The organism is Alistipes sp. i18-0019-D1 (assembly GCF_042852885.1).
Taxonomy (GTDB): Bacteria; Bacteroidota; Bacteroidia; order Bacteroidales; family Rikenellaceae; genus Alistipes.
The window spans coordinates 80,024-92,932 of sequence record NZ_AP031424.1 but is presented as its reverse complement, the minus strand read 5'-3'; the positions used below and the strand labels follow the sequence as shown (position 1 = coordinate 92,932).

The window sequence follows — 12,909 nt, the reverse complement described above, 5'->3', positions numbered from 1 at the left end:
CGAATTCCATGATCCGAATCAGCCGCTTTTTCCTGCCGTTTCTCTGTTGTCTGACGGCGCCCGCCCTTGGCGGGACGCAAACCCGCTGGGAGGTGGTTCCCGACAGCACGGCCATCGTGTGGAATGTCCGCGAGGGCGATTCGCACCGTGACCATATCGAAATGAGCGGATTGCGGATTTCCGCCGTCCTGCGCTACGGTGTCGGCGCCGACGGCGGTTTCCGGTTCGAACGCAGTGTCGTGTGGCCGATGCTGCGCACCATCCCGAACAATACGCACGGCTCGCTGATGCGGCGTTTCGCGTGGGACGTTCCCCGGATGCTCTCGGTCAATGAGAATTGCCTTCAGCAGGAGAAGGTCCGCCGGATCGTACTCGACGGCGCAATGACCGTCGAGAGCGACTGGACGGCGGCAAAAGGCACGCTCTCGCTGACGCGCATCCTTTTCCCGTCGGTCGACGAGGCTGCCTTCTGCGAAAAATACATCCTGAAGAATACGGGCGAGAAGCCGCTTTACGTCGAGATTCCCCGGGCGCGTTCGGTGATCCGGACCGCTCCGGCGAAGGGTGTGGAGGGCAGTTACGAACTGGTGGCCGAGATCTGCGGCGACACGGCGCTGATGCTCGCCCCGCAGGCCGAGGTGGCTTTCGGGGCCTTTTTCAGCGGTCGCCGGCCCGGGGACGAAGCCTTGGCGCTGAACACCGACGCGGAGTATGCCAAACGCCGTGCGCTGGTGGCCGAATGGCAGCGCAGCCTGGTGCTGGAGACACCCGACCCGGTGATCGACGCCATGTTCGCCTTTGCGAAAATCCGCGCTGCGGAGAGCATCTACGACACCGAAGGCGGCCTGATGCACGGTCCCGGCGGCGAGCGTTTCTATGCGGCGATCTGGGCCAACGACCAGGCCGAATACATCAATCCGTTTTTCCCCTTCCTGGGCTACGAAACGGGCAACCGTTCGGCACTCTGCTCGTTCCGCCATTTCGCCCGCTATATGAATCCCGATTACCGCCCGATTCCCAGTTCGATCGTGGCCGAAGGGGAGAGTTTCTGGAACGGCGCGGGCGACCGCGGCGATGCGGCCATGATCGCCTACGGTGCGGCGCGTTATGCGCTGGCGCGCGGCGATGCCGCCGAAGCGGCCGAGGTGTGGCCGTTGGTGGAGTGGTGTCTGGAGTACTGCCGCCGCCAACTGACCGGTGACGGCGTGGTGGCTTCCGATTCGGACGAACTGGAAGGGCGCTTCCCGGCCGGGGACGCCAACCTGTGCACCTCGTCGCTTTATTACGACGCGCTGCTCTCGGCCGCGATGCTGGGCCGCGAACTGCATAAGCCCGCCCGGCAGCTGGCCGCGTACGAACGTCAGGCCGCCGCGCTGCGGAAAGACATCGACCGCCATTTCGGAGGCATGGTCGAGGGCTTCGATACCTACCGTTATTATACGGGCAACGACCGCCTGCGTGCGTGGATCTGCATTCCGCTGACCGTCGGCATCGACGAACGCAGGGAGGCGACCGTCGGGGCGCTCTTTTCGCCCAAACTGTGGACCGAAAACGGTCTGCTGACCCAGTCGGGCGACCAGACCTTCTGGGACCGTTCGACGCTCTACGCCCTGCGCGGGGTCTACGCCTCGGGCGAAACGGAGAAGGCCACCGGTTATTTGTCCTATTATTCCGGAGTGCGCCTGTTGGGCGACCATGTACCTTACGCCATCGAGGCGTGGCCCGAAGGCTCCCAGCGCCATCTTTCGGCCGAGAGCGGGCTTTACTGCCGCATCCTGACCGAAGGGGTGTTCGGAATCCGCCCGACGGGCTTCCGGTCGTTTACCCTGACGCCGCGCCTGCCTGCGGCGTGGGACCGCATGAGCCTGCGCCGCGTGCGCGCCTTCGGCTCGGCGTTCGACATCGAGGTGCGCCGTGCGGCGAAGGGGATGGAAGTCACCGTGACGCAGGACGGCCGGGAGGTCGTCCGCAAGCCACTCCGCGCGGGGCAGAGCCTCGGGGTAAAACTGAAATAGACGAAAAAAGGGGGAGGTTTCGAAAACCTCCCTCCTTTTTATTTCACCGCGATGTAGAACAGATCGAAACAACCGTCGCCCACCGGTTCGATGCGGTAGTCGTCCATGCGGATCGAAGTCGTCAGCCCGGTGTTCTCCCGGAGGAGCTTGCGGCGGTTCATGCGGTTGAGTATGTCGTAGGGGATTTGCAGCATCCAGCGCGGCAGGCGGTGCTGGAGGTCGAGGATGTCGAAGCGCGTGAAGCGCTCGACGCCGCGGCGGTTTTCCGCATAGTAGTCCATCACCTTTTCGTCGCCGAATACCCCGAGGGCCTCGATCTCCGAGAAACGTGCGGCGAGCAGCCTGTGCAACTGTTCGGGCGTATATTCCCGCACGTGCCACGGGTTGCGGGTGAGCGACATCGGGGCGTTGGGGGTCGTTACGATGAACCGTCCCCCCGGGCGCAGTATGCGGTATATTTCGCGCACGAACTCCGCGTCGCGTTTGATATGCTCGATCACCTGGAACGAGATCACGCAGTCGAAGCTTCGGTCGGGGAAGTCCAGCGGCGGGACCACCGCCTGCCGGAACTCGACATTGGGGCGGTCGAGCAGTTCCGGCGCCGGGGCGTGCTTGTCGACGGTGACGAACCGCCGCGCCCGGGGCGCCACTACCTCGATGCCGTAGCCGGCCCCGGTTCCGATTTCGAGCACGTCGCCCGCGATGCGTGCCGCGGCGGCGTGGTAGGCCAGCAGCGAGCGCTGGAAAACGAAATTGTCCGAGGCTTCCGCCGAAACGCGCTCCGCGGTGTTAATCTTTGCCATGTTTCCGGATTTTGATGCCTTTTTCGCCGGCTTCGACCGCGCCGCGCTTGAGGAGCATGCCCAGTGAGCGTTTGAAAACCTTCTTGCTCGTTCCCGTGAGGCGCGTCACCTCCTCGGGGGAGCTGTCGTCGTTCAGGGGCAGGAATCCGCCGTTGTCGCGGACAAGCTGGAGCAGCACCTCCGCCGAGTCCTTCACCTGTGCGAATCCCGTCTGCTGGAGGCTCACGTCGATGCGGTTGTCCTCGGTGATACGCCTGACGTAGCCTTTCATCCGGTCGCCGACGGCTACGGGGCGGAAGATCTGGTTGCGGTAGATCATGCCCCAGTGGCGGTTCTCGACGATCACGCGGAAGCCGATTTCGCTCTCCGAGGCCACCAGCAGCGCCACTTCCTGCCGGGGTTTCACCGAGATCAGGTCGTTGTTGATGAAACTCTTGAGTTTGGTCGTGGCCACGCAGCGGCCCGTGATGTTGTCTTCGTAGAGGTAGACGATGTAGCTGTGTCCGGCCAGGATGCCGCCCTGCTGGTTGCGGTTGGGGAGGAACAGGTCCTTGCCGTGCAGTCCCCAGTCGAGGAAAGCCCCGTGGGCCGTCTTGTCCACCACGCGCAGATAGCCCGCTTCGCCTTCGCGCAGCAGCGGCGTTTCGGTCGTCGCCACGAGGCGGTCCTCCGAGTCGTGGTAGAGGAAGACCTCCTTTTGGTCGCCGACCTTGTCCGTCAGCGAGGTGTAGCGGTTGGGAAGCAGCACTTCGTTCTGCTCTTCGTCGGCGAGGTATAGGCCGTATTCCGATACGCGGCTTACGGTGAGGGTTTGTATGCGTCCTGCTCTCAACATGGTTTTTCTGATATATACGCTGCAAAAGTACGTTTATTTTCCTCCGAATCCAAACTTCGCGGGCCGTACTGCCGGAAGATGCGGCGGATTTGCCGGCTTGCGGAGCGAAAGTTTTGCGGATTGGCCGAAAAATCGTATCTTTACGAAACGTAAAAATCTCCCGAAATGATGAACCTACGCCGACTTCTGTTCCTGCTCTGGGCGGGATTGCTGGCTGCGGCCGCCGCGTGCGCCCAGCCGGTCTGCACGCTCTACGACAAGGCCGAATACCGTATCGCCATGCGCGACAGCGTGCGCCTGCACACCTCGGTCTTCACGCCCAAGGCCCCCGGCAAGGCCCCGATAATCATTTTCCGGACGCCTTACGGCACGGGACCTTACGGCGAGGGGCAGTTTCCCGGCAGCTTCGAAAAGGGTTACATGCGCAGCTACGTCGACCGCGGCTACATCATCGTCCAGCAGGACGTCCGGGGCCGCTACATGAGCGAGGGCGAGTTCATGCACGTACGTCCCGCAGGCTTCGGCAGCGTGGACGAGACGACGGACAGCTACGATACGGTGGACTGGCTGGTGAAGAACATTCCCGGCAACAACGGCCGTGTGGGTTTCGCGGGATGCTCCTACCCGGGATTCTACGCCCTGATGGGCGGGTTGAGCGGGCATCCGGCCGTGAAGGCCGTCTCGCCGCAGGCCCCCGTCACGGACTGGTACATGGGCGACGACGTCCATCACAACGGCGTGCTGATGCTGAGCGATGCCGTGCGGTTCCTCAATTCGATGAACGCCCCTGCGGGGCACACCCCGACGGAGAAGATGCCGCGGCGTCCGCTGACAGTGACGCCCGACGAACGCACGTTCTTCCTCACGGAGCACCCCACGCGGGCCGACCTGACGAAACTGCTGGCGCCCAATGCCTTTTGGGAGGAGGTCGCCGGGCATCCCGACTACGACGAGTGGTGGCGTGCGCGCGATACGCGCCGGGCCTGCTACAACATCCGTCCCGCGATGCTGGTCGTGGGCGGCACGTTCGACGCCGAGGATTGCTACGGGGCCTGGAATCTCTACAAAGCCGTCCTGCGGCAGAGTGCCCGGACTCCGCTCCACCTGGTCGTCGGCCCGTGGGCCCACGGGGCGTGGCGCGGCGACGGCCGCCGGCTCGGCGATTTCGATTTCGGCGCCGAAGCCTCCGGGGAGTACTACATGGAGCATTTCGAAGTCCCGTTCTTCGACTGCTACCTCCGGGCGCGCGACACCGTCGACCGGCTGCCGTCGGTGGCGGCCTTCACCTCGGGCGACGACCGCTGGCATACGTTCGACCGCTGGACGCCTTCCGAGGCCCGCAAACTGACCCTCTATCTCGCCGAAGGAGGCCGTCTCGCCGTGCAGAGACCCACGGCCAAATCCTCGTCGACGAGCTATACTTCCGATCCCTCCGATCCCGTGCCGTATATCGCAACCTCCGGCACGCGGCGGCCCAAGGAGTACATGATTGCCGACCAGCGGTTTCTCGAAGGACGCAAGGACGTGCTGACGTTCGTGACCGAACCGCTGGAGGAGGATATGACGCTCGCCGGGCCGGTCGAAGCGGCGCTGGAGGTGGCCCTATCGACCACCGATGCCGATTTCGTCGTGAAGCTGATCGACGTCTTCCCCGACGGGGGCGAGCATGCGGGGATGCAGATGCTCGTCCGCGGCGACGCGGTGCGCGGCCGCTACCGCGACGGCTTCACGCGCCCGAAAGCCTTCGTGCCGGGCAGGCCCGAGACCGTACCTTTCCGCACGACCGACATCGCGCATACCTTCCGCGCCGGACACCGGATCATGGTGCAGGTGCAGAGTTCGTGGTTCCCGCTTACGGAGCGCAGCCCCCAGCAGTTCATCGACCTGTGGAGCTGCGCGGCGTCGGATTTCGTACCCTGCCGGGTGACGCTTTTCCACCAGCGCGACCGGGCCTCGTCGCTGACCGTCTATAAACTCTGACCGCTGTGGGAGTCCGCATCGCCCTCTGCCAGTGCGACATCGCCTGGGAACAGCCCGCGCGGAACCTCGCGCGGCTCGAACCGATGGTCGCCGCGGCCGATGCGGACGTCGTGCTGCTGCCCGAGCTGTTCGCCACGGGATTCACGCTCGCCCCGGCCGGTGTGGCCGAAGGGGATGACGGGGCGGTGGTCATGGCCCTGCGCCGCTGGGCCGCCCGATACGGCAAGGCCTTCGCGGGCAGCGTCGCCGTCGCCGAGGGCGGGCGTTTCTTCAACCGGATGTATTTCGTGAAACCCTCGGGCGAGTGTGTGCATTACGACAAACGCCACCTGTTCACGCCCGGCGGCGAGGCCTGGAACTATGCTCCCGGCAGCTGCCGCACGGTGGTCGGATACGGGGGCGTGAGGTTTCTGCTGCTGGTCTGCTACGACCTGCGTTTCCCGGTCTGGAGCCGTTGCCGGGGCGATTACGACGCCATTCTGTGCTGCGCCTCGTGGCCCGCGCCGCGGCGGGAGGCGTGGCGGATGCTGCTGCGTGCCCGGGCCATCGAAAACCAATGCTATGTCGCAGGGGTGAACCGCGTGGGGGAGGACCCTTCGGCCCGTTACGCCGGGGATTCGGCCCTCGTCGACTTCAAGGGCCGCACGATGGCTGAAGCGGACGACCGCGAGCAGATCTTCACGGCGGTGTTCGACGTCGATGCGCTGGCGGCGTTCCGCGAAAAGTTCCCCGCGTGGCGGGACGCCGACGATTTCCGGATTCAAATGTAATCGGCCCTGCTTGTTTTTCAGGCGCGAATGTCGTATCTTTACGCACTTTTCGCACCGGGAACGCTCCCCGCATCCAATAAAAGGGGCCTCCGGTACGTTTCTCTCGATGAAAATGGAAGATACGATCAAAATACTGGGCGCCCGGGTCCACAACCTCAAGAACGTGGACCTCGAAATCCCGCGCCGTAAACTGGTAGTCGTCACCGGCCTCTCGGGGTCGGGCAAATCGTCGCTGGCTTTCGACACGATCTATGCCGAGGGACAGCGCCGCTACATGGAGACGCTGTCGACCTACGCGCGGCAGTTCGTGGGGACGATGGAGCGTCCCGACGTGGACAAGATCACGGGTTTGAGTCCCGTGGTGGCCATTGAACAGAAGACGACCAACAAGAATCCCCGCTCGACGGTGGGGACCGTGACCGAGATCAACGATTTCCTGCGCCTGCTCTACGCGCGGGCGTCGCGGGCCTATTCGCCCGTGACGGGCGAGGAGATGGTTCACTATACCGACGACCAGATCGCCGAACTGATCCTCGCGGGTTTCGCCGGGCGCAGGATCGCGCTGATGGCCCCCATCGTCAAGGGCCGCAAGGGCCACTATCGCGAGTTGTTCGAGTCGCTGGCCAAAAAAGGGTATATCTATGCGCGTATTGACGGCGAAATCCGTGAAATATCGTCCGGCATGCGTCTCGACCGTTACAAGATACACACCATCGACCTGGTGGTCGACCGCCTCGCGGTCAGCGAAGAGTCGCGCGACCGGCTGATGACCTCCCTGAAGGAGTCGATGCGCCAGGGCAAGGGTACGATGGCCGTCTACGACTACGGGACCGAGCAGCAGCGCTTCTACTCGCGCCACCTGATGTGCCCCTCGACGGGCGTGGCCTTCGAGGACCCCGCGCCGCACACCTTCTCGTTCAACTCGCCGAAGGGCGCCTGCCCGCATTGCAACGGGCTGGGCGAAGAGGCGGTCTTCGACGTGGGGAAGATCATCCCCGACGCCCGCCTCTCGCTGCGCGAAGGGGCCGTCGAGCCGTTGGGCAAGTACCGCAACAACATGCTTTTCGCCATCCTGGAGATGCTGGGCCGCCGTTACGATTTCACGCTCGACGACCCGATCGAGAGTTTCTCCGAGGAGGGCCTGAATGCTGTGCTCTACGGCGACTCCGAGCCGCTGACGGTCGACCTGCAGGAGTTCTCGTCCTCGGGCGGACGGCAGTTCCTCTCGTGGGAGGGCGTGGCCGAGTACATCGGCCGCACCGAGGACGACGATTCGAAGCACGGCCAGAAGTGGCGCGACCAGTTTCTCGTCTACCGCAAATGCTCCGTCTGCGGCGGTTCGCGTCTGCGGAAGGAGTCGTTGCAGTTCCGCGTCGCCGGGAAGAACATCGCCGAGGTGTCGGCCATGTCGATCTCCGAGTTCTCGGAGTGGGTTCCCACCATCGAAAAGCAGCTGTCGGAAAAGGAGTGGAAGATCGCGCAGGAGATCGTCAAGGAGATCCGCGAACGCCTGCGGTTCCTGATGGACGTGGGGCTGGGCTACCTCTCGCTGGCGCGCTCGTCGCGCTCGCTGTCGGGCGGCGAGAGCCAGCGCATCCGCCTCGCCACGCAGATCGGCTCGAAACTCGTGAACGTGCTCTATATCCTCGACGAGCCTTCGATCGGTCTGCACCAGCGCGACAACCGGCGGCTGATCCGCAGCCTCGAAGAGCTGCGCGACGCGGGCAACTCGGTGATCGTCGTCGAGCACGACGAGGACATGATGCGCGCCGCCGACTTCATCGTCGACGTGGGACCGCGCGCCGGGCGCAAGGGCGGCAACATCGTGGCTGCCGGGACGTTCGACGACATCCTCCGGTCCGACACCATCACGGCCGATTACCTCACGGGGCGCCGGCGGATCGGGATTCCCGAAACGCTGCGCAAGGGCACGGGCGAGAAGATCGTGATCCGCGGCGCGCGGGGCAACAACCTCAAGAACGTCACGGCGGAATTTCCGCTGGGCAAGTTCATCTGCGTGACGGGCGTCAGCGGCTCGGGCAAGTCGACGCTCGTCAACGAGACCCTGCGGCCGATTCTCGCCAGGGAGCTTTACCGCTCCTTCGACCAGCCGCTGGAGTACGACGGGGCGGAGGGTGTCGGGCACATCGACAAACTGGTCGTCGTCGACCAGTCGCCCATCGGGCGCACGCCGCGGTCGAACCCCGCGACCTATTCGAACGTCTTTTCCGACATCCGCAAGCTGTTCGAAATGACGCCCGACGCCCAGATCCGCGGCTTCAAGGCCGGGCGTTTCTCGTTCAACGTCAAGGGCGGCCGCTGCGAGGAGTGCCGCGGCGCCGGTGTGCAGACCATCGAGATGAATTTCCTGCCCGACGTCTACGTGCGCTGCAAGGCGTGCGGCGGCCACCGCTACAACCGCGAGACGCTCGAAGTGAAGTACAAGGGCAAGAATATCGACGACGTGCTGAACATGACGGTCAACATGGCCGTGGAGTTCTTCGAGAACATACCTAATATATATCAGAAGCTCCGGGCCATCCAGGAGGTGGGCCTCGGCTACCTCACGCTCGGGCAGCCCTGCACGACGCTGTCGGGCGGCGAGAGCCAGCGCATCAAACTCTCTTCGGAGCTTTCGAAACGCGACACGGGCCGCACGCTCTACATCCTCGACGAACCCACGACGGGACTCCATTTCGAGGACATCCGCCTGCTGCTGGAGGTGCTGAACAAACTCGTCGACCGCGGCAATACGGTCATCGTCATCGAGCACAACCTCGACGTCATCAAGGTCGCCGACCATATTATAGATATAGGTCCCGAGGGCGGAGCCGCCGGCGGAGAGATCATCGCCGCGGGCACGCCGCACGAAGTGGCGCAGTGCGAGGGCAGCTACACGGGGCAGTTCCTCAAAAAGCTGGGCTTGTAGCGTGTCAGCCAATCCGGCGGGACACGCTGCCGTGAGGCCCCGAACTCTTTGCTTGGGGGCGGATTCGCCGTTGCCGCCGCTGCCGCCAGCGGCGGTCCGGAGCGGGAAGCGGCTCATGATCCCGCTTTCGGCACAAAACTTGCTTTCATAGCCGTAACAAACCTTATGTGCTATGAAAAAAACAGTCATTATCGTTGCGGGCCTGCTGCTCTGTGCGGCGGCCGCTACCGTGATCGGACAGAAAAAAGTGCTGTCGCCCAAAGAAGAACGTCGCGAGGTGCGTGAGAAACGTCGTGCGGAACGTATCGCCAACTACGAGAAATTCATGGACTCGCTCGTGCTGTCGCGCAACTTCCAGTTCAACCCGACGACCTTCCAGCGTCAGCCCGCAGGTCCGATGCGTCAGATCATGAACCCCGCGTTCAACGTCGGCATGTGGGACGGAACGGCGGACATCACGCTTCCCTACATCAAGGGCTACGTGCCGCCTTACTATGTGACGATCATCAACTACACCGTTTCCGATTTGCAGGGATATATCACCGAGCAGACGCACGAAGGCTGGATGGTGACCTTCTCGACCTCGCTGTTCTCGGCGTCGACCTACACCTTCACCTTCGAAATCTTCTCCCGCACGGGCGGGGCTACGCTGACGATCACCAATCCGTGGTACAATCCCGTGCAGTATACGGGTTCGATTTCGCAGCTCTATTGACGTAAATTCATTTTGCCGGACCCATCCCGGACCGCCGTATCTGTTGCGCTGTCCGTTTGCCGCTCCGGCGATCCTCGAACCCCCGCTTCAGGCGGGGGCTTTTTTCCCTTTCAACCCGATGTCCGACTTATGAAACATTCCGTTTTTTTTACCTGCGGCGCACTTTTTTTCATCGCCTGCGCCGCCGTCGCCCAGTCTCCGCAGTATACGCTCGAAACTTCCGCCGTGGACAGCGTGCCGCAGACGACGATCGTTCCCGTGCAGCAGGCCCCGGTTGAGGTCGTGGAGCATACGACCGTCTACGAGGAGCCGGCGGCGGGGATGGACCGCGCCCAGCGCAGGGCTTACAAAGCCCGGGTCTACGCCGCGAAGATCGACTCGCTGGTGCAGTCGCGCGACTACATGTTCTTCCCCAACTCGATGCAGCAGCTGCCCGGCGGCATGATCCGTTCGATCTATGCCGACTACTTCTTTTTCGGGGTGTTCGTCGACCATGTCGAGGTGCACCTGCCCACCGAACGGGGTATCACCCAGTATGTCGAGATGCTGAATTTCGATTCGATGTCGGTCCGCGACTACCGGGCGGCCCGCGTGCAGTGGGGGTGGTCGGTCTCCTTCAACATTTCCGACGGCAACGCCCTCTACCACGCCGATTTCGCCGTCTCGACCGCCACGGGCGAAACGGTGCTGACACTCCTGACACCCGACGTCACGATGCGCTACGTCGGCTGGCTGTGGAACAAGCGGGTGAACGACCCGAAGTTCCGGAGGCTGGACTGAAAACGGTAAAGGCTGTCTGGGATAGACAGCCTTTTTTCGGGTGAAACCGGGATGATTTATTGCTTGTATATCAGCGCCACGGCGGAGACGGAGATGCCTTCCTCCCGTCCCTCGAATCCCAGATGCTCCGTGGTCGTGGCCTTGACCGACACCCGGTCGTCGTCCACGCCCATTGCACCGGCCATCGCGCGGCGCATGGCGTCGATGTGCGGCCGCAGTTTGGGCCGCTGGGCGCGGATCGTGCAGTCCACGTTCCCGATCTGGTAGCCCTTTTTGCGCAGCAGTTCCGCCACGCGGCGCAGCAGGATCTTCGAGTCGATCCCTTTGAAATCGGCCGACGTGTCGGGGAAGTGCAGCCCGATGTCGCCCAGCGCCGCGGCGCCCAGCAGGGCGTCGCACAGGGCGTGGATCGCCACGTCGCCGTCCGAGTGGGCGACGCACCCTTTCGTGTGGGCGATCTCGACGCCTCCCAGCACCAGCGGCAGGCCGTCGGCCAGCGCGTGCACGTCGTATCCGTGTCCTATTCTGAAATCCATTCGTTTCCGTATTTTATATTGCCAAAGTTACGGATTTTTCCTAACTTTGCAAAAATGCAAAAATCTATGTCGGAAATAACCTCTTTGGAACCGCGTCTTGTCTGGGAACAGTTCGACGCCATCACACGTGTGCCGCGTCCTTCGAAGAAGGAGGGCAAAATCATCGATTTTCTGGTCGATTTCGCCAAAAAGCACCAGATCGAATATAAAAAGGACGCCATCGGCAACGTCGTGATGCGCAAGCCCGCCACGCCGGGCATGGAGGAGTGTCCCGCCGTGATTCTCCAGTCGCACATGGACATGGTCTGCGAGAAGAACTCCGACGTGGAGTTCGACTTCGACAACGATCCCATCCGCACGCGCATCGACGGCGAATGGGTCCGGGCCGAAGGCACGACGCTTGGGGCCGACTGCGGTATCGGCATGGCCGCCGCGCTGGCCGTGCTGCTCGACGAGACGGTGGAGCACGGTCCCGTCGAGGCGCTGTTCACCGTCGACGAGGAGACGGGCCTTACGGGTGCGTTCGAGCTGGGCGAAGGGATGCTCACGGGCAAATACCTCGTCAACCTCGATTCGGAGGACGAGGGCGAAATCTTCATCGGCTGTGCGGGCGGCATCGACACCATCGCCACGTTCCACTACACGATGGAGCCGTCGCCGAAGAACTACACGTTCTTCCGCGTCGACGTGTCGGACCTTCAGGGCGGACACTCGGGCGACGACATCGACAAGGGCCGCGTCAACTCGAACAAGACCGTGGCGCGCCTGCTGTGGGACGGCATGCAGTCGTTCGAACTCAAACTGTGCTATTTCAGCGGCGGCAACCTCCGCAACGCCATTCCCCGCGAGGCTTACGCCATTTTCGGCGTCCCCGCGCGGTTCAAGGCCGAGTTCGTCAAGCGTTATAACCTCTTCGCCGCGGATCTCGAAGCCGAATTCCGCTTCCGCGAACCTAATTTCAAAATCACGCTCAACGAGATGCCCCACGTCGACGAGGTGCTCGACAGCAGGACGCAGTCGGCGCTGGTCTACTCGCTGGTGGGCGTTCCCAACGGGGTCGTGGCCATGTCGTTCGCCGTTCCGGGGCTGGTCGAGACCTCGACGAACCTTGCCTCGGTGAAGTTCGCGGAGGGCAACCGCATCGTCGTCACTTCGTCGCAGCGGTCGTCGGTCGAGAGCGCCAAGACCTATGTGATGCAGATGGTCGAGTCGGTCTTCGCGCTGGCGGGTGCCGACGTGGCTCATTCCGACGGCTATCCGGGCTGGACGCCCGACCCGCAGTCGAAACTGCTGGAGGTCACCGTCGACGCCTATAAACGGCTGTTCGGCTCCGAACCCAAGGTCCGGGCCATCCATGCCGGGCTGGAGTGCGGCCTGTTCCTCGAAAAGTACCCCGACCTGGAGATGGTCTCCTTCGGCCCGACGCTGCGCGGCGTGCATTCGCCCGACGAGCGGCTTGAGATCTCCACCGTTCCCAAGTTCTGGAAACTGTTGACCGAGGTTCTGAAAACGATCTGATTCCGGTTCCGGCATCCCCGCTGCGGGG

Annotated in this window: 10 protein-coding genes; 7 read left to right on the top strand and 3 right to left on the bottom strand. The window is 63.2% G+C overall.

The genetic code is table 11. The annotated features are described in order from the left end of the window. Window positions 1-8: 8 nt before the first annotated feature. A complete protein-coding gene (locus ACGHP5_RS00340; RefSeq protein WP_390567800.1) occupies window positions 9-2,015 on the top strand; it encodes a hypothetical protein in 2,007 nt (668 codons plus the stop codon). A 38-nt stretch (window positions 2,016-2,053) separates the two neighbouring features. On the opposite strand, the gene ACGHP5_RS00335 is transcribed toward ACGHP5_RS00340, so the two are convergent. Both ACGHP5_RS00335 and ACGHP5_RS00330 read right to left on the bottom strand, forming a co-directional pair. After that, window positions 2,054-2,818, bottom strand: a complete 765-nt coding sequence (locus ACGHP5_RS00335; RefSeq protein WP_290532065.1) for a class I SAM-dependent methyltransferase — start codon at window positions 2,816-2,818, stop codon at window positions 2,054-2,056. After that, the gene (locus tag ACGHP5_RS00330; RefSeq protein WP_295901000.1) at window positions 2,805-3,653 is read right to left on the bottom strand and encodes a S1 RNA-binding domain-containing protein; all 849 of its coding nucleotides are present in this window, start codon (window positions 3,651-3,653) and stop codon (window positions 2,805-2,807) included. Before ACGHP5_RS00330 ends, ACGHP5_RS00335 begins: the two co-directional genes overlap by 14 nt. A 168-nt stretch (window positions 3,654-3,821) precedes the next feature. Between ACGHP5_RS00330 and ACGHP5_RS00325 the strand changes: the two genes are divergently transcribed. The 5 genes from ACGHP5_RS00325 (at window position 3,822) to ACGHP5_RS00305 (ending at window position 10,827) form a co-directional block, all read left to right on the top strand. Further along, window positions 3,822-5,633 carry a CocE/NonD family hydrolase gene (locus ACGHP5_RS00325; RefSeq protein ID WP_390567798.1) on the top strand — a complete coding sequence of 604 codons (1,812 nt, stop codon included), beginning with the start codon at window positions 3,822-3,824 and terminating at the stop codon, window positions 5,631-5,633. A gap of 5 nt (window positions 5,634-5,638) precedes the next feature. Further along, on the top strand, window positions 5,639-6,403 hold the full coding sequence (locus ACGHP5_RS00320; protein ID WP_390567796.1) for a nitrilase-related carbon-nitrogen hydrolase: 765 nt from the start codon (window positions 5,639-5,641) through the stop codon (window positions 6,401-6,403). Between the two features lie 112 nt (window positions 6,404-6,515). Then, the gene (uvrA, locus tag ACGHP5_RS00315) at window positions 6,516-9,332 is read left to right on the top strand and encodes an excinuclease ABC subunit UvrA (RefSeq protein WP_390568459.1); all 2,817 of its coding nucleotides are present in this window, start codon (window positions 6,516-6,518) and stop codon (window positions 9,330-9,332) included. Window positions 9,333-9,504: 172 nt separating this feature from the next. Beyond that, window positions 9,505-10,047: a DUF4251 domain-containing protein gene (locus ACGHP5_RS00310; protein ID WP_276763807.1), complete on the top strand. Its 543-nt coding sequence runs from the start codon at window positions 9,505-9,507 to the stop codon at window positions 10,045-10,047. 129 nt (window positions 10,048-10,176) lie between these two features. Continuing rightward, window positions 10,177-10,827: a hypothetical protein gene (locus ACGHP5_RS00305; protein ID WP_295900987.1), complete on the top strand. Its 651-nt coding sequence runs from the start codon at window positions 10,177-10,179 to the stop codon at window positions 10,825-10,827. A 56-nt stretch (window positions 10,828-10,883) separates the two neighbouring features. Here ACGHP5_RS00305 and ispF read toward each other — a convergent pair whose 3' ends face one another. After that, window positions 10,884-11,363 (bottom strand): 2-C-methyl-D-erythritol 2,4-cyclodiphosphate synthase, encoded by a 480-nt coding sequence (gene ispF, locus ACGHP5_RS00300; RefSeq protein WP_337756035.1) that lies wholly within the window; start codon window positions 11,361-11,363, stop codon window positions 10,884-10,886. A 66-nt stretch (window positions 11,364-11,429) separates the two neighbouring features. On the opposite strand from ispF, the gene ACGHP5_RS00295 reads away from it, so the two are divergent. Further along, entirely contained in the window at window positions 11,430-12,881 is a 1,452-nt protein-coding gene (locus ACGHP5_RS00295; protein ID WP_390567793.1) for an aminoacyl-histidine dipeptidase, read from the top strand. Window positions 12,882-12,909 lie beyond the last annotated feature (28 nt).